Genomic DNA, 17545 nt, shown 5'->3' on the forward strand with positions numbered 1-17545 from the left:
CGCAGGCAGGCCAGGACTTTTTCACGTTCCAGGCTGTCCAGCTCGGCGGCGATCCAGTCGTAGGTGATCGACATGCGCTCGAGCATGGGCATCGAGGCCTCGTCGTTACCCGTGGAGCCGTCCGGCAGCGGAAGGTTGTAGCTGGTGATCCCGTCCGGGTCCCAGGTCGAAAGGTGCAGGAGCCATTTTTTCGCACCTTCGAGGTACTTTTTCTCGCCGGTGACCCGCCAGACCAGGGCCAGGCGCAGGGCGTGGGCGCTGCCGCGCTTGCCGGGGGTGTAGATACGCCGCCATTCGCCCACCTCGAACTTCCCGTCTTTATATGGCGCAGGCTCCGGGTAGAGCGGCTCGGCCAGGGCCAGGTCGGCTCGGCCCAGGAGCTCTCGCCAGGCGGCGCTGTCGGCTCCGGCGGCGCGTGCGGCGATCCGCCGCTCCAACTCGCCGTCCCCCCGGAAGAACAACCGCGGGTGCTTTCCGGCCAGAGCGTTTTCGAGCGCGGCCGGGTCGGGCAGGGGCAGTTCGGGGACGTCCTCTTTCAAGCTGAACGTACGGACTCCTGAGCGTCCGAAAGCCCGCCCCGTGCTGTCGTGGTAGACCACGAACCAGCGGTAGTCCCCGGCCGGAAGGGGACTGGCCAGGGCGGCCACGGCCTCCCGTAGCGAATCGAGCGCCACCACGGCGGTGACCTCACCCTGACGGAACAGCCGGAAGCCGTAGCTGGTGGCTGAGTCGTTCACGGTCCAGAAAAACCCCGGCGGGTTGACCTGCGCCTCCGCCCCATCGGGCGGGTAGTGCGGCAGACGGGTGCCGGCCAGCTCCGGCTCGGCCTGGGGCAGGCGCTCCAGGGCGCTGCCGCCCGGCGAGCAGGCGCAGAATGTCACCACGGCGACAACAGCGAGGGCGAATCCGGGCAGGGCGGCTCTCATGGTCTCCTCCGGGGACGGGTGACAGGCTATACTGCGTGGATGTGGATAAACTTAGCCGCGCAGTCGGAGTCTTTCAACTGTTTCATCGGGGGGACAGTGGATGGGGCTGTGTGCGGCGGTGGGAGGCTGCACCATTATCCGGCGGAAAACGGCCGGGCTGTCAAAGTTTTTCCGAAAACCCCGGGTACAGTCTGCGGGCGCAGTCCGGGCAGAGCCCGTGGGTGAACTCGGCCTGGGAATGCTCGCTGATATAGACCTCGATGCGTTTCCAGTCGCCCTGGTCGTCGCGGATCCTCTTGCAGGAGGAGCAGATGGGCAGAAGCCCGCTGAGGGTCTTGATCTGCCCGAGGGCATCCTCATAGCGCTGGCGCAGTTTTTTCTCGGCGAGCCAGGCGCTGAACGCTCTTCGGTTGGAGACATGACAGTTGTGGGTGGAGAACAGGCCGATGAAATTCGCCGCCAGGAAAGCCGCGATTATGGCCAGCATGGAGACCGAGTCCGGTATCTTTTTCAGGCACAGGAACACCACGACCTCGGACACGGTGATGAAGGTCACCGAGAACACCTGGTAGATCAGGCGGTTCGGGACGTACAGGTACATGGTGAAGACGTTGACCAGATCGATGAACAGGTAGAGGTAGTAATCGGACGGCCGCGTGCAGTTGATGAAAGAGTTGAACAGGCTGAAAGAGATCATCCCGGCCAGCACGGTGCGGTCGATCACGTCCTCGCTTCGGCTGCGGCGGCAGATCAGGAAGAAGATCAGGGTGAGGCATACCCCGACAAACCGCACAGTCAGCAGAAGGTTGATCCACCTGTGGGCTTCCTGTATCCTGAGGTCGGAGTAGACGAAAGTCAGGCAGTAAATCGCGACCAGGGCCATCACGATGTATATCTTTTTCTTGTCCGCGGCCAGGTATTCCTGCCTGAAGCGGTGCTCAAGCTCCGCGGACTCGAAGCGGGCGGTGATCGGATTGATCCTGTCCATGCAGTCCTGGCCCCACTGTCGCGTTGTGTGTCCATCCCTTAGAACGGATATTGGAAAATACCTCAGAAAGGGTGCCCCTGCAAGCGCCCGCAATAAAAAGAGGCTGCCGCGCACAGGCACCCTCTTCGAAATATCCGACGTTTTTTTCAGGGCCTCAGAGGCTCGAGGTCTTGTGCATCATCCCCACGGTGCGGAAATAGTTCAGCTCCAGCAGCAGCTTGAAGAAGTTCTCGAACATGTCCGGATAGTGCTGCAGGTGCCGCAGCAGGTTCTGCACTGGCATGCGGTAGCCGACGGTCTTGCCGGCCGCCTCCACCTGGGCCCCGCTGATCGCCCCGACGTTGAGGATCGAGGCCTCGCCCACCATGGTCGGCGCGGGGAACGTGTCGAGCACCACCAGGCGGGTTTCGGCGTCTTCCTCCTCGCCGGTTTTCACCATGATGCTCACCTTGAGCTTGCCCTGCTCCACCATCACCATGGCCGGGTTGGGCTGGCCCTGCTGGATCAGCGTACCGCGCAGCTCGTGGGGGGAGATGTGCATGTTGGGGATGGTGCGCATGTTTTTCAGGAATCGCATCAGCCCCTCCTGCAACAGGGAGGGAAGCTGCAGCCCCTCCGGCTCGTTGCCCTCCAGCCCGTACTGGACCAGGATATCGACATAGCTCTGGTTGACCTCGGCCAGTTTCTTGAACATCACGCGGTTGAGGCTGACCAGCACCTGGTGGCGGTACTTGCGGAACGCGGGATTGGGGTCCTGCAGGATATCGATGATCGACTGGTAGTTGAACACCATCAGCCGCATCGGCTCCTCGGCGTAGACATCCGCCGAGCGGCTCTCGATCGTGCCCAGGTTGTCGAACACGTTAAGCACCGAAGCGACCATGCTCATCTCGCCCACGGTCCTTTTCTGCGGCACGAGGATGCGTTCCGGCTGCCCGATATCCACCCCGGCGCTGCCCTCGATGATGTAGAAAAGGGCGCGGCCGGAGGCGTCTTTCTTGATGAACGGCGTGTCGGCGGGTTTGATGCTTTTTATCAGCAGGGTGCCCGAGGGTTTGAACTCCGGTACTTCCCCGGTGTAGATGGTCCGGGTGATGAGCTGAAGCTCCTTGATAACCTGCTCCGCCCTGGCCTCTTCCATTTCTGCCTCTTCCTTGCGGTGTCCCTGGGGGGGAAAGCAGAACGCCACGTATTCAGCGAAATTTTACACTTGGAAGGCCGGATTTGCAAGTAGTTTCTGCGAAGAGGGCTTAAGTTATGCATTTACTCCACCGGCGGCTCTTGCGCTGGGACGCGGGCCGGAGTATTTTCCAGCCGGAAAAGGCCCCGGATTTCCTTTGTCCGGAAATTTCCGGTCCACCGGGGCCGCGGGGATGAAAACGGCTTCAGTCTGCAACCGACGGGATTGAAAGGGGAAATATGTTAGCCGCTCGCACAGTGAAAGAAAGAACGATCCGGATGACCGAATGCCCGCCGCCGGTGTGCGGGCCGCACGGAGTGCGCCTGGCCGTGGGCTACGCCGGTATCTGCGGCAGCGATGTCCATGTCTACCGCGGCGAGTTCGCCGGGCGGGTCAAATTCCCGACCACCCAGGGCCACGAGTTCGCCGGCACGGTGCTGGAGGTGGGGCCCGAGGTGACACATTTCCACCCCGGCGACCGGGTCTGCGTGGACCCGATCATAAGCTGCCGCCGCTGCCCGGCCTGCTTGAGCGGGCACTACAACGCCTGCCGCAGCCTGAGATTGATCGGGATCGACCTGGACGGTGCGTTCGCCGACCAGGTGCTGGCGGATGAGGAGCAGTGTTTCCGTGTGCCGGACAACCTGTCCGACCGGGACGCGGCCCTGGTGGAGATTTTCTCGATCGGCATGCACGCCACCACCATGGCCCGCGTGGACCCGGGCGACAAGGTGGTGGTGCTGGGCGCCGGGCGGGTGGGGCTGTCGGTGCTGCAGAACCTCGTCCTCACCGCGGCTGAGAAGGTGGCCGTGGTGGACGTGGCGGAGCCCAAGCTGCGCCTGGCCGAAAGCCTGGGCGCGGCCCTGGCGGTCAACGCCCGCAGCACGGACGCCGTGGCGGCGATCAATGAATTCACCGGCGGCCTGGGCGCCGACCGGGTGATCGAGTGTATCGGCGAGGCGGACCTGAACACCCTGGGCGGCAAGCCCCCGCTGGCCCAGGCGGTGGAGATGGTGCGCAACGCCGGGCAGATCACAGTGCTGGGCCAGGGCCCGGTGCAGTACGGCATCCCGTGGAAGCTGCTGGTCTGGAAAGAGGCCACGCTCCAGTGCAGCCGGGTCAGCCGGGGCGAATACCCGCGCGTGATTGCCATGCTGGCCGCCGGGCGCTACCGCACCGACCCGTTCGTGAGCGCCGAGTTCCCGCTGGAGCAGGCGGCCGAGGCGTTCGAGCTGGTGGACCGCGAGCCGCCGGAGGTGGTCAAGGTGATGCTGCGGGTGTGCCGGGCCTGAGCGCGCGCCGGGCCCGGTGCGCAGCGGGGTCCGGTTCAAGATTCAGTCATCCCTCCCCAAGGAGAACCCGATGCGCAGTCTCAAAGCAGTGCTGCTCGGCCTGAGCCTGATCCTGGCCGCCTGCGCCGGCAGCGGCAGACAGGCCGCGGTCTGGCTCCCGGTGGGCGCCGACTCGACGGTGGTGTTCGAGGATGATTTCTCCGCCTGCCCGGCGGGCGACCTGTCCGCGGAATACACCGCGGTCCAGGAGTACCACTGGGTCCCCAAGACCCCGTCCTGGGGCCCCTGGAACGAAGCCAGCCACTGGATGGCCTGGGACGGCCCGAGCTGGAGTGTCCGGGCCGGAAAGAGCGGCCAGGTCCTGCACCAGAACAACGAGGCCCTGCTCGAGGACTCCAACCCCCTGGTCCTGACCGGCGACCCGCTCTGGACCGACTACGCCCTGGAGGTGGAGCTGGCCCCGCAGGCGACCTCGGAACCGGTGGGCATTGTCTACCGCGCCGCCACCTCGGCCCAGTTCTACATGCTCTCGCTGGAGGAGGGGAGCAAGTGGGTCTGGACCCGGAGGATCCACGACGCCTGGACCAAGCTCAAAATCCGTGAGCTCAAGTATAAGCCCGGCCAGAGCCACACCCTGCGGGTGGAGGTGCAGGGCGTGAACCAGGTGTTCTACGTGGACGGCCGCCAGATGGATATCCTGCGCCGCGACCATTATCTGCAAGCCGGACGGGTCGGGCTGATCGCCAACTCGCCCTGCGATTTCCGCCGCGTGCGGGTGATCATGAGCCGCGCCGCCCGCGAGGATTGGCTACGCCGCAAGGCCGAAAAGGAACGTCTGGAGCAGGAGGCCTCCCAACAGTACCCGCAGCCCGCGCTCTGGAAACAGATCGACCTTCACGGCCTGGCCGTGAACGGCCGTCAGGTGCGCTGGGGCGACCTGGACGGGGACGGGCGGCTGGAGTTCGTGCTGGCCCAGCGTGCGCCCGGCTCGAGCGGCCCGCTGGCCCGCTCCCTGAGCGGACTGACCGCGTTCAACCTGGACGGTGAAATCCTCTGGCAGTGGGGGGTGAACGACACCGTGCCCGAAATCCTGGCCACGGACCTGCCCTATCAGGTGGTGGATCTGGACCATGACGGGCGCTGCGAGGTGGCCCTGTCCCACGATTTCAAGGTGGAATTTCTGGACGGCCGCACCGGGGTGAGCCTGGCTGTCACCCCCACCCCGGAGCACGGGCCAAAGCACCCGGACAGTTTCTACGCCGAGGACCAGTACGAGCGTATCCCGGCCGGGGTGCTCTATTTCTGCGACCTGACCGGCCGCGGCTCGGTGGGCGACTACCTGATAAAAGATGATTACAACAATATCTGGGCCTATTCGCGGGATTTCAAACAGCTCTGGACCGCCAACCTTAACGCCGGGCATTATCCCTACGCCCGCGATATCGACGGGGACGGGCGGGATGAGGTGATCCAGGGCTACTGTATGTTCGACCACGACGGCCGCCGGATGTTCGACCTTCAAATGCAGGACCACTCGGACGCCGTGTTCGTGGGCCGCGCCGGCGACCCGGCCTGTTTCCCGGGCTGGCACACGTATTTCTGCTCGGGCGAGGAGGGCCTGATGGTGGGCGACACCTGCGGGAATATCCACGCCAAGCAAATCCTGGGGCATGTCCAGCGCATGGCCGTGGCCGATTTCCGGCCCGAGTTGCCCGGCTGCGAGATGGCCCAGTGCACCTACTGGGGCAACCTGGGCGTGGTGAGCCTTCACGCGCAGGACGGGCGCAAGCTGTGGGAGGCCCAGCCCGGATTCCTCGGTTCGATGTGCCTGGCCGTGGACTGGGTGGGCGACGGCTCCGCGCTGCTGCTGATCTCTGCGGACGACTCCCTGGGCGGGATGTGGGACGGGTTCGGGCGGCGCGTGGTGCGGTTCAGCGACCCCGGACACCCGGAGCTGACCATGGACGTGGTGAACCTGACCGGCGACAGCCGCGACGAGCTGGTAATGTGGGACACCGGCCGAATGTGGGTTTACACCCAGGACCGGCCCGCTCCGGGCGGCAAGCCGGCGCCGCGCTACAAGATGCCGCTTTACAGCCGCAGCAACTACCAGATGAGCGTGGCCATACCGGAGTGATCAAACTCCGAAGGTCTGAAATCTGTTTCGTAGGGGCGGCCCCCTGTGGCCGCCCTTTTTGTATTGGCCCAGCCCGCGTCTGCCGTGGCGCCTGAGTAGGGGGAGTTGTTACTTCCCTCTAAAAAGAGGGGCGGCGGCGAAGCCGACGGGGTGTGTATCAAAAAAAAAAACGGGCACGGTGCACCGTGCCCCGCTTAAACACTACCTTATGCCGGAAGGCTGCTTATTACCCGGCTCGGGCAGGCTCGGCCCCTTAAACAAAACGGCGGCTTAGAGGCCCGCCAAAGGACAATCAGTAGCATCAAATAAATGTAGGGGCGGCCCCCTGTGGCCGCCCGAGCGCACGCGCGGGTGCGCCCCTATAGAAGACATGTTTCAAAGCCGGACACACCGGATGTCCGGGCAACAAAAAACCGGGAGCGGCGCATCGAGGCCGCTCCCGGCTCATATCTGTCCGGTCCGCACTGCGCGGGCCGTATCTTACATGTGGAAGGCCTTGAACAGCGGGGCCAGCACCAGCGAGATCACGCTCATCAGCTTGATCAGGATGTTGAGCGAGGGACCCGCCGTGTCCTTGAACGGATCGCCCACGGTGTCGCCCACCACGGCGGCCTTGTGCGCCGGGGAACCCTTACCGCCGAGCTCGCCGCTCTCGATGTACTTCTTGGCGTTATCCCAGGCGCCGCCGGCATTGGCCATGAAGATGGCCATCAGCACGCCGGAGACGGTCACGCCGGCCAGCAACCCGCCCAGCATGTCCAGGCTCAAGAAACCGAAAGCCACCGGGACGATGATGGCGATGAGGCCGGGGGCCACCATGCGCTTGATCGCGGCCTTGGCCGAGATGTCCACGCACTTGGCGTAGTCGGCACGGGCTGTGCCCTCCATCAGGCCGGGGATGGTGCGGAACTGGCGGCGCACTTCCTCGATCATCTCAAAGGCGGCGCTGCCCACGGCGCTCATGGCGAAGGAGCTGAACAGGAACGGCATCATGCCGCCGATGAACAGACCGGCCATAACGTAGGGGTTGGTAAGATCAAGCACCTGGATGCCGGTGGTGGCGCGGAACGCGGCGAACAGGGCCAGCGCGGTCAGCGCGGCCGAGCCGATGGCGAAACCCTTGCCGATGGCGGCGGTGGTGTTGCCCACCGCATCCAGCTTGTCGGTGCGCTTGCGGACATCGGCGCCCAGACCGGCCATTTCGGTGATGCCGCCGGCGTTGTCGGCGATCGGACCGTAGGCGTCAACGGCCAACTGGATGCCGGTGGTGGCCAGCATACCGAACGCGGCGATGGCGATGCCGTAAAGGCCGCTGAATAAATAGGCCAGCACGATGGCAATAGCCAGCACTGTCACCGGAGCGGCAGTGGAGAGCATGCCCGTGCCCAGGCCGGCGATGATGTTGGTCGCCGCGCCGGTCTCGCTCTGGTGCGCAATCGCGCGCGCGGGCGGCTTCGACTCGGAGGTGTAGTACTCGGTGATCAGACCGATGGCCGTGCCGGCGACCAGACCAGCGATCATGGCCCAGAACACGCCCATCACATTATAGACGGAGTTGTCGCCGGCGATCGTGAACTCGCCCTGCGGGAGCATGGTCTTGATGATGAAGTAGCTGAGGATGGTCATGCCGATAGCCGCGCCGAAAGTGCCGATGTTCAACGCTTTCTGCGGGTCGCCGCCCTCGCCGGTGCGGACGAAGAAGGTGCCGAGGATGGAGACCACGATGCCCACGCCGGCCAGCATCAGCGGCAGCAGGACAAAATCAACGGTGAAATCGCCGGCCTGGGTGGGGCCGAGGGTCATGGTGGCGCCGATGACCATCGCGCCCACGATGGCGCCCACATAGGACTCGAACAGGTCGGCGCCCATGCCAGCCACGTCGCCCACGTTGTCACCGACGTTGTCGGCGATAACGGCCGGATTGCGCGGATCGTCCTCCGGGATGCCGGCCTCGACCTTACCCACCAGGTCGGCGCCGACATCGGCGGCCTTGGTGTAGATACCGCCGCCCACGCGGGCGAACAGGGCGATCGAGGAGGCGCCCAGGCTGAAACCGCTGAGGATGGGCAGGATGACCGCAGCCAGGTGCGCCTCGGGGGCGGCCCCGCCAGCGGGCAGGATGATCGTGTAAATGATGTACAGGGCGCTCAGACCGAGCAGGGCCAGGCCGACCACGCACATGCCCATGACCGAGCCGCCGGCGAAAGCCACGCCCAGCGCCCCGGCCAGGCCGTCACGCGCTTTCCAGGCCGTGCGCACGTTGGCCGCGGTGGCCACGCGCATGCCGAAGTAACCGGCCAATCCACTGCAGAAAGCCCCGACCACGAACGAAACGGCTACCAGCGACTGCACCTGCATCCGGTAACCGACGGCCAGCAGCACACCCACGATTATGACGAACAGGGCCAGCACCTTGTACTCGCGCCCCAGGAACGCCATGGCACCCTCGCGGATGGCCTGGGCGATCTCGCGCATTTTCTCGTTGCCCGGTTCGAGCTTGTTGATTCCCGCGGTCTTGACCCAGGCGAACAGCAGGGCCAGAACACCAGCGAGAGGGAACAAGTAAAGAAATTTCTCCATAACGGCAGACTCCAGAAAAAGAATGGGTAGGTTGTATTCCGGAACGAGGGAACGCCCGGGAGGGCTAACGGTTAAACTTACTCATGCTTTGTTCCATCGATTCGGTCAGGGCTAACCTGACAGCCTCCACGGCATCGGGGAAACGGTCCAGGACCGCATCCTCCTCGCCGGGACCGAACTCGTCGAGGACGTAATCGGCCAGGGGTTCGCCCTGTCCGGGACCGCCCACGCCGAAACGCAGACGGCCAACCTCATTGGTGCCAAGGGCTTCGATGATCGAGCCCATCCCTTTGTGACCGCCGGCAGAGCCCCGGGACCGGAGACGAATACGCCCCGGCTCCAGCGCGACATCGTCGAAACAGACCAGAAGGTTCTCCGTTTCGAACGGTCGGAGTCTGTACAGAGCGCTCAACGCCTGTCCACTGCGATTCATGAAAATAAAAGGTTTGACCAGCAGCAGGCTTAACCCCCAGGCCGTGCCGCCGGTCAGCAGGCAGGCACCCTCACGCACGAAATCCCCGAAATCGAGGACATGCGCCAGGTGATCCAGGAACCAGAAGCCGACATTGTGCCGGGTATTCTCGTATTGCGGACCCGGGTTACCCAGGCCCGCCACGACCCGGGTCGCGGACGTCTGGTTCAGAGTTATTTCTCCTCTTCCGAGGCGGCTTCGCGCCGGATGAGCTCAGGCTCGGCGACCGAAGAGGCGGTTTCCTCGCCCACGGCGCCATCCAGGGCCGACTTGGCCGCGGCCGGGATGACCACGCTCACTATCGGGCGCTCCGGGTCGGTCAGGATCGCGTAGTCGCCCTTGGGCAAGTCGCTGACATGGATGCTCTGGCCGACCGTCAACTCGGTGATGTCCAACGTGATGTGCTCGGGGATGGAATCCGGCAGGACCTCGATCTCCAGGTCGCGCAGGATGTGCTGCACCACGCCGCCCTGCAGGCGCACACCCTGGGGGGTGCCGTGCAGGATGATCGGCACGTCCACGGTCACCGTACGGCCCTTGGGCACGGCGAAGAAATCGAGGTGCTCGATCTGGCGGCGGTAGGGATGGGTCTGCAGCTCACGGATCAGGGTCTGGAAGGTCTTCTTCACCTTGCCCGTGATCTTCAGGTCGATGATCGTGTTCTCGATGGTCACATGCTGAAGGATGTTGGTCAGCTCGCGGTTGTCCACGGTGATGTGGATGGGTTTCTGGTCCGGACCGTACACCACGCCCGGAACGCGCCCCGCCATGCGGATACGGTTCATCTCGTTCTTGCCGAAGGTGTCACGGGTCTCGGCGCTGAGTAAGTGTTTGGTTGCCATCTGCCTCTCCTGGTGTTAATCGCTCGAATCAGGTAAACAGCGCGCTTACCGACTCGTCGTTGTGAATGAACGTGATCGCTTTGCCCAGCAGCTCGGAGACCGAGAGAATTTTCAGGCGCGGGAAACATTTGGCCTCCGGGACATAAATCGTGTCGGTCACCGCCAGCTCGGTGATCGGCGAGTCGGCCAGCCGGTTGGTGGCGTCTCCCGAGAGCACGGCGTGTGTGATCCCGACATGGATCGAGCGCGGCCCTCTCTCCTGGATCGCGCGGCAGGCGGCCACCAATGTGCCGCCCGTATCGATGATGTCATCCACGATGATGACGTTCTTGTCCTTGACATCGCCGACTATGTTGAGCGCGGCGGCCACGTTGGGCGCCGGGCGGCGTTTCTCGATGAAGGCCATGGGGGCGTTCAGGCGGCCGGCGTAGCCGCGGGCCATCTTGGCCCCGCCGATGTCCGGGCAGACCACCACGACATTTTCCAGGTTCAGCGACTTGAAATAGCGGACGAAGATGTTCACCGAGTACATGTGGTCGCTCGGGATGTCGAAGAAGCCCTGGATCTGGTGCGAGTGCAGGTCGAGCATCATCACCCGGTCCACCCCGGCGCGGGTGATCAGGTTGCTCATCAGCTTGGCGCCGATCGCCACGCGGGGCTGGTCCTTGCGGTCCTGACGGGCGTAGCCGAAATAGGGGATCACCGCCGTGATCCGCCCGGCCGAGGAGCGCCGCAGGGCGTCCACGATCAGCAGCAACTCGAGCATGTTGTCGGCCGGAGGGTTGGTAGGCTGGATCACGAAAGTGTCCGAGCCCCGGATGTTTTCCTCGATCTTGACAAAGATCTCGCCGTCCGAGAAACGGCGCACTGTCACCGGGCTGAGCCCCACGCCCAGAAACTGGGCGATCCGTTCGGCCAGGGGACGGTTGGCGTTGCCGGTGATGAGTTTGAGCTCGGTGCTGGAGAACATTTACGCTTTGCCTTTTCGGTGATTTTTAGTAAACCGGGCCGCCAGGCGGCCCGGTCGGATTTTCTGGTTGGGGCGGTAGGATTCGAACCTACGATGCAGGATCCAAAGTCCTGTGACTTACCGCTTGTCGACGCCCCAGAGGTCAGCGGGTGGGGATTGTGTCGCCGACAGCACCCGGATGCAGGTAAAGTCCTTCAAAATAAAGTATTGTGCTGTGACTGTCAAATTATTCGGCCTGTGCCCCGGCTGCTCGGATGTCATTGCGGGAGCGTGCCCGGGGGCCAGATTCTCCCCCTCACTATTCCGCAAGCCCAATAAAATACAATTACTGCATTAAACTGTCAAGGGTTGGGCCGGTCAGGGACAGAACAGGCCACGGGCCAGCCGGAACCGGAACTGTCCGCCGTTTTGCGGCACACTCCGGCCGGTCAGGCTGAGGGATTGGACGAAATTGGCGCTCAGGTTGCCGCTCGCGCGGTCGATCAGGCGGACCTCCTCGCTGTCGGCGGTGACCAGGAAAACGGGTCCGCCCAGGTCGACCGGGCCCTGGCGGGAGAAAGCCGGGTTGCGGCTGTCCCAGAGGGGGGGCAGGCCGACAAAGAGCGAATCGGTCAGGCTGAACGCCAGCGAACCCGGGGCGTTCCAGACCGACCAGCCCTCGCCCTCGGCCAGGGGCGCGGCACCCTCGGGCGGGCCCTCCAGGCTCACCCCCTCGAACTGTGTGCGGCGCTCCAGATACTGCCGCCAGGCGTGCTCCGGGGGCAGGTCGGCCGGGTCAACGGCGGCTCTCCACTGCGGCGAGCCGGGCGCGGTGTTGTAGCGGCGGTAGAGTTCAAGATAGCGCGCGGGCCCCAGGTGCTCGAGCAGGAAGCGGTTGTAGAGGCCGGCCACCGGGTAGGACAGGCTGGCATCCTGCTCCTGGAACGCGCCGCGCTCCAGCAGGGCGGGGTAGTCCAGCAGGCCGCCGCCGACGAGAAACGCGGCCAGGTCGAGGATCACCCGCACCTCGCGCCCGCCCCGTCCGCCCAGGCCCACGGCCAGCCCCTCCAGGAACAAGGGGTGCGTGTCGCTGGCGAGCACACCCAGGCGCAGGTTCACCAGCTCGTGCACCAGCTCGTGGTAGTGGCAGGGCCAGACCGAGACCACGCAGTCCCAGGCCAGGAGGCACACCCCACGGGCGCGCCAGCCGGTCAGGCGCTCGAACTCGTCCTCATCCCGGCACAGGACGTAGAGAATCTTTCTCCGCTCCAGGCGCTGCCGCACCGAGTCCGGGAACTCCAGACGGTCAAGTACCTGCCCGGTGAAACGCTCGAGCAACTCGGCGCAGCGCGCTGTGGAGTCCAGGCTGTCTGCGCTCAGGAGGCGCAGGTGGGCGGTCTCGGTCACATGCCAGCCGCGGGTGAACCAGTCGAGCGGCGAAACCATTCTTTCGCCCCGGAAATACCAGCCGTGGCCCGGGACGGCGGGCTCCAGCTCCAGGCGGCTGAAGCCCGAGCCCAGGTCCTCAATCCGGTAGCGCGGCAACTGTCCGGCCACGCGCAGCGCCCGGGCGGCCCCCTCCTCCAGCCCGGACCCGATCAGGCACTTGACCGTCTGGTCCGTGTAGCGTATCCCCAGCCGGGCGGCCATGCTCACGGCTGATGGATCGATCAGGCTGTCAAGGGCCGTGCTGTCCGCGGCAGCCAGGGCACGCAGGAAAAGCTCGGCCCGTGAGCTTTCCAGGGCCGCCGAGTGACGGACAGCGCACAGCAGGATCAGTCCGGCGAGAAAAGCCGCAGCCCGGCGCATCCGGGTCTCCCGTTCAAATAGTGAAGAGATGTGTTTTCGGGACAGCATATTGAAAGGCAAATCTAACCCCTCAGTAATCCTCGGGCAAGAAGCGCCCCTCCCGGGGTGTCTTGGCTCTGGCGAAGGGGGCCGGGCAGGTGTAGATTGTAGTAAATTTCCGCCGTCCTGGGGGGACGGACCGACCCAGAGCCCGCGCGCCGCTGCGGTGCGCTTTCCAGAGGGGACTTGCCATGAAAATGAGTTTCGAGCCGGTGGACCTCCACCCCAGGCACGCGTTCAAGATCGCGGTCAAGGAGGTGGCCGGGGACGTGTTCGAGAACGTAATCGTGCGCCTGGAGCACGCGGGCGTGGTGGGCTGGGGCGAGGCCGCGCCGTTTCAGATTTACGGAGAGAACCGGGCCACTGTGCTGGCCGCACTGGAAACGATCCGTCCTGTGGTCGAGCGCGCGGCGGGCCCCTGGCAGGCCGAGAACTTGATGCGCGAGCTGGACGGCGCCCTGGCGCTGAACTATTCGGTCAAGGCGGCAATCGACTGCGCCCTGTACGACCTGGCCGGAAAGCTCTGCGGGCAGCCCCTTCACGCGCTGCTGGGCCTGGACGCGGCCGCGACGCCGCTTTCGAGTTTCACGATCGGGATCGCCTCGCCTGAGGAAGTGCGGGCCAAGGTGCGCGAGGTGAAAGACTACCCGATCCTCAAGATCAAGGTGGGCGGGCCCTCGGACATGGAATGCCTGGAGATAGTGCGCCAGGAGGCCCCGGACGCCACTCTTCGGGTGGACGCCAACTGCGGCTGGCAGCCGCATAAGGCGCTGCAACTGATGGAGAAGCTGGTCGAGTACGGGGTGGAGTTTGTCGAGCAGCCTCTGCCGCCCCACGAGGTGGAGGGCCAGCGCTGGCTGCGGCAGAACAGCCCGCTGCCCCTGATGGCGGACGAGTCCTGCGAGCGCCTGAGCGACATCCCGCGCTGCGTGGGCTTGTTCGACGCGATCAACATCAAGCTGGTCAAGTGCGGAGGGGTGCGCCACGCCCTAAAGATGATCGGCTGCGCCCGCGCCCACGGGTTGCGGATCATGCTCGGCTGCATGCTGGAGTCCAGTATCCTGATCACAGCCGCGGCGCACCTGAGCCCGCTGGTGGACTGGGCCGACCTGGACGGCGCTGCGCTCATCGGCGATGACCCGTTCGAGGGCATGCGGTTCGAGCGCGGCCGGATGCACCTTCCCGCCGAACCCGGCCTGGGGGTGCGTCCGCGGGCCTGAGAAGCGGTGTTGTATCTGGATTGTGTTTGTTTCCTGTGGGGGCACGGCATGCCGTGCCCTTTTCATTTGGCCGGGCAGGCGGGCGGAAAAACCTTTTTCAATCTCAAATCTTGCTCCGGCCGCCGTTGTGACGGTAGGCCAGGACGCGCACTTTCTCGATCGTCACCATCCCCTCCTCGATCATCCCATCCAGCTCGGGCAGGAAATCCTCGATCTTCTCGGTGCTGTCCACAATCTCCACCACGATGGGCAGGTCCTCGGACAGGCGCAGGACTTTGGCCGTGTGCATGCGGCTGTCCGCGCCGAATCCCATCTGGCCCTTGAGCACCGTGGCCCCGGCCAGGCCCCAGACCCGCGCGATCTCGACAATGGCCTGGTAGAGCGGCTTGCCGTGCCAGCGGTCGCTCTCGCCGATGAAGACGCGCAGCAGCTCGGCCTCCTGCGGTGAATTCATTTTGATGCCTCCCCGTTCAGAACAGCCGTCCCAGGGCGAACCCCAGGAACATCAGGGCCACCCCGGCCGCGTTCTGGGCCAGAATGTTGAAAACCGCAGTGGCCCACTGCGCCTCGGCCAGCATGCCGGCGCTCTCGAAAGCATAGGTGGAAAAGGTGGTGAACGAGCCCATGAACCCCACCAGGGCGGCGGCGCGGAACTGAGGGCCCAGGTTGAGGCGCTCCACGCCGGCGGCCCAGAGCAGGCCGAAAAGGAAGCAGCCGGCCAGGTTCACGGAAAGGGTGCCCCACGGGAACAGGCTGCCCGGCGCCGCGCGCTGGACCAGCCCGGCCAGGCCCCAGCGGGCCAGGGCCCCGGTCGCGCCGCAGACGGCGATGAGGATGAGGTTGAGCAAATGCGGCCTCTTGTGGAAGTGAGTTACGATGAAAATAGCACTCTGCTGCCGGGCTGGCAAGAACAGGTCCGTGTTGAGGACAGGGGCAGGAAGAAAATGACAAAAGAGTAAAGAAAGTAAAAAAAGAAAGAAAAGGCAGGTATGTTCTTGACAAGTGCGGGAGGCGGATTTAGAATGATTTAATATAAACATTAAATAGAATTGCGTTGCAATGCAACGAATAATATCGGCTGAGAATCCCTTATTGCCATGACAGGGGGTGGACTATGATCAAGCCGCGCAGGCTGCTGCGGTTGACGGCGCTCCTGGCGCTGGCGCTTGGCGCAGTGATAGTGACTCCACTCCAAGCCGGTCCGGACGCCGGGGGCAGCGGCCCGGCCCGGCTCATTTCCCTGGTGGACCAGCCGAAAACCGCGAGGCTGGTCGTTTTCGGGGACACACCGAACAGCACTTATCCCTACCCGGTCGAGTTTTGCCTCGACAGTCTGTTGAACCTGTCTAAAATCGAGCTGGTCTACACGGTGGACGGCGGCGCGGAGCGGACAGTCGAGGTTTCGCCCGACAGCCTCCGGGCCGGCTCGGCCCGCGCTGAGATTCCACCGCAGCCTGCGGGGAGCCGGATAGGATACTATCTCAGATACACCGAGAGCGGGGGCGTGAGCCAGGTCTACCCCGACTCGGCCCCGGCGGTGAAGCCCGGTTTCCGGATCACCGAGACCCCCGCCTCCCCGGATAACCTTCTCCTGGCTCTGCACGAGGGTGGCGCCTCGAGCTCGATGCTGCTGTACGACACCGAACAGCAGCGGATTGTGGGCAAGATCAACGGCCACGGCGGCCGGATCGCCGGCTGGAGCCGGGACGGCGCGCTGGCGGTGGTGGTGGACATTTTCGAGAGCCGGGTCAGCCTGGTGGACATTCCCAATTTCCGCCTGCGCTGGAGCGTGGGGCTCGATTGCAGGGCTTTCGCCAAGAGCGTGCCGGCGCTGACAGCGGACAACGCCTACGCTTTCGTACCGACGATGAAGAGCTCGGGTGACGGGTTCTGCCTCCTGCGGCTGGACCTGCGGGACGGCAGCGCTCAGGAGGCCTCCGGATTTTCAGAGAAAGTTTTCCTGACCAGCGAGCCGGTCATTGTTCCGGCGGATGGCCGTGTGGCGATCTGCGGGTCGGACAAGCTGAACGGCGAGACTGTCCGCTCGGGCTACCTGTTCCTGGTCGACCCGCTGGACAACGCGGTGGTGAGAAGCGAAAAGGTGGGAAGCGCCTTCTGCACCTCCCTGCGCAGCGATTCGCTGGGCGCGCGTTTTTACCTTCTGGGCGGCAACAGCCTGCAGGTGGTGAGCCTCGACCCGCTGAGGACCGAGTACCAGAATCGGTTCTACTGCTCCTCCTATTCCAGCTCGAGCGGCGCGCCGGAGTCGAATTTCGAGCCGGAGCTGGTGGCCTCGGCTGACCGGGCCGGAGTGATCGCCTTCCAGAACACGCCCCCGGGCTGCAAGTCGTTCGCGGAAGTCGTGTACTGGGACACCGGAGACCGTCTTACGCCCCTGCACGAGATTGACCTGTCGCAGTACTACGCCGGTTTCACGCCCTGGTTCACTGCCTCGCACGACAACAGCAAGCTCTGGTTTTTCCTTCCCAACTGGCAGTCCAGCCAGCCCGCGCTCCTGCCCTACGACCCGCAGGAGCATGCTTTCCTGGAGCCGGTTGTTCTGAGCGGTCTGAGCGGGGAGGACCTCGGGTTTTTCTACGCCTACCAGCGTCCCGCGGTGCTGACAACGGTCCTCAGGGGAGATGCCAGCGCGGATGGGCGGCTGGACGTGTTCGACCTGCTCGAGCTGCTCAAGGCGCTCAAGGACGGCGGTCAGCCATCCGCGGGGCTGGATGTCAACGCCGACGGGGCGCTGAACGTGTTCGACCTGCTCGGCCTGCTGAAACTTCTGGCGCAATGAGCGCGACCGGCCAAGCCTGAATAATCGAGACCTTAGCGAAGGGCCGACTCTGTGAGGGATGCGGAGCCGGCCCTTTGTGTTTGCCGGATGGCTCGGAACAGCCTTCACAGTTGCGGTAAAGGACAGGGTGTAACGAGATAGCCTTTCCCTGCTCTGGAGGGGCACAAGCAACGGGAAATGTTATTAGGTAAATGCTATAATAATACTTTGGTGTTAAAGGAGATATTTGATATGAATGTTTCAAAATATGACAAATGCAACAATTGGAAAACAGACAACATGAGAAAGACTTGACAATTATTCAGGGGGGG

14 protein-coding genes and 1 tRNA gene are annotated in these 17545 nt (G+C 64.2%); 4 read left to right on the forward strand and 11 right to left on the reverse strand.

Annotation, left to right across the window (positions count from 1 at the left end):
• The 3 genes from LLH00_09350 to LLH00_09360 form a co-directional block, all read right to left on the reverse strand.
• A partial coding sequence (locus LLH00_09350) for a hypothetical protein (GenBank protein ID MCE5271473.1) occupies positions 1-926 on the reverse strand: 926 nt, incomplete at its 3' end.
• A 160-nt stretch (positions 927-1086) separates the two neighbouring features.
• A complete protein-coding gene (locus tag LLH00_09355) occupies positions 1087-1914 on the reverse strand; it encodes a hypothetical protein (protein ID MCE5271474.1) in 828 nt (275 codons plus the stop codon).
• 154 nt (positions 1915-2068) lie between these two features.
• Entirely contained in the window at positions 2069-3055 is a 987-nt protein-coding gene (locus LLH00_09360; GenBank protein MCE5271475.1) for a hypothetical protein, read from the reverse strand.
• A gap of 278 nt (positions 3056-3333) precedes the next feature.
• Here LLH00_09360 and LLH00_09365 point away from each other — a divergent pair, with 278 nt between their 5' ends.
• The gene (locus LLH00_09365) at positions 3334-4386 is read left to right on the forward strand and encodes an alcohol dehydrogenase catalytic domain-containing protein (GenBank protein ID MCE5271476.1); all 1053 of its coding nucleotides are present in this window, start codon (positions 3334-3336) and stop codon (positions 4384-4386) included.
• 70 nt (positions 4387-4456) lie between these two features.
• Entirely contained in the window at positions 4457-6523 is a 2067-nt protein-coding gene (locus LLH00_09370) for a hypothetical protein (GenBank protein MCE5271477.1), read from the forward strand.
• 480 nt (positions 6524-7003) lie between these two features.
• Here LLH00_09370 and LLH00_09375 read toward each other — a convergent pair whose 3' ends face one another.
• The 6 genes from LLH00_09375 to LLH00_09400 all read right to left on the reverse strand — a co-directional run bounded on the left by LLH00_09375 (position 7004) and on the right by LLH00_09400 (position 13175).
• The gene (locus LLH00_09375) at positions 7004-9103 is read right to left on the reverse strand and encodes a sodium-translocating pyrophosphatase (protein MCE5271478.1); all 2100 of its coding nucleotides are present in this window, start codon (positions 9101-9103) and stop codon (positions 7004-7006) included.
• Between the two features lie 64 nt (positions 9104-9167).
• Positions 9168-9719, reverse strand: coding sequence for an aminoacyl-tRNA hydrolase (gene pth, locus LLH00_09380; GenBank protein MCE5271479.1), 552 nt, complete (start codon positions 9717-9719; stop codon positions 9168-9170).
• A gap of 29 nt (positions 9720-9748) precedes the next feature.
• Positions 9749-10417 carry a 50S ribosomal protein L25 gene (locus tag LLH00_09385; GenBank protein ID MCE5271480.1) on the reverse strand — a complete coding sequence of 223 codons (669 nt, stop codon included), beginning with the start codon at positions 10415-10417 and terminating at the stop codon, positions 9749-9751.
• A gap of 28 nt (positions 10418-10445) precedes the next feature.
• Complete coding sequence (locus tag LLH00_09390) at positions 10446-11387, reverse strand: ribose-phosphate pyrophosphokinase (GenBank protein MCE5271481.1); 942 nt, start codon at positions 11385-11387, stop codon at positions 10446-10448.
• A 64-nt stretch (positions 11388-11451) separates the two neighbouring features.
• A tRNA-Gln gene (locus LLH00_09395) sits at positions 11452-11525 on the reverse strand.
• Positions 11526-11744: 219 nt separating this feature from the next.
• On the reverse strand, positions 11745-13175 hold the full coding sequence (locus tag LLH00_09400) for a hypothetical protein (GenBank protein ID MCE5271482.1): 1431 nt from the start codon (positions 13173-13175) through the stop codon (positions 11745-11747).
• Between the two features lie 230 nt (positions 13176-13405).
• Between LLH00_09400 and LLH00_09405 the strand changes: the two genes are divergently transcribed.
• Positions 13406-14434 carry a dipeptide epimerase gene (locus tag LLH00_09405; GenBank protein ID MCE5271483.1) on the forward strand — a complete coding sequence of 343 codons (1029 nt, stop codon included), beginning with the start codon at positions 13406-13408 and terminating at the stop codon, positions 14432-14434.
• A 103-nt stretch (positions 14435-14537) separates the two neighbouring features.
• Here the strand turns inward: LLH00_09405 and LLH00_09410 are convergent, their stop codons facing one another.
• The gene (locus LLH00_09410; GenBank protein ID MCE5271484.1) at positions 14538-14888 is read right to left on the reverse strand and encodes a DUF190 domain-containing protein; all 351 of its coding nucleotides are present in this window, start codon (positions 14886-14888) and stop codon (positions 14538-14540) included.
• Between the two features lie 16 nt (positions 14889-14904).
• The gene (crcB, locus tag LLH00_09415) at positions 14905-15282 is read right to left on the reverse strand and encodes a fluoride efflux transporter CrcB (protein MCE5271485.1); all 378 of its coding nucleotides are present in this window, start codon (positions 15280-15282) and stop codon (positions 14905-14907) included.
• A gap of 266 nt (positions 15283-15548) precedes the next feature.
• Here crcB and LLH00_09420 point away from each other — a divergent pair, with 266 nt between their 5' ends.
• Complete coding sequence (locus LLH00_09420; protein MCE5271486.1) at positions 15549-17234, forward strand: hypothetical protein; 1686 nt, start codon at positions 15549-15551, stop codon at positions 17232-17234.
• Positions 17235-17545 lie beyond the last annotated feature (311 nt).

It is taken from the genome of bacterium (assembly GCA_021372515.1).
GTDB lineage: Bacteria > Gemmatimonadota > Glassbacteria > GWA2-58-10 > GWA2-58-10 > JAJFUG01.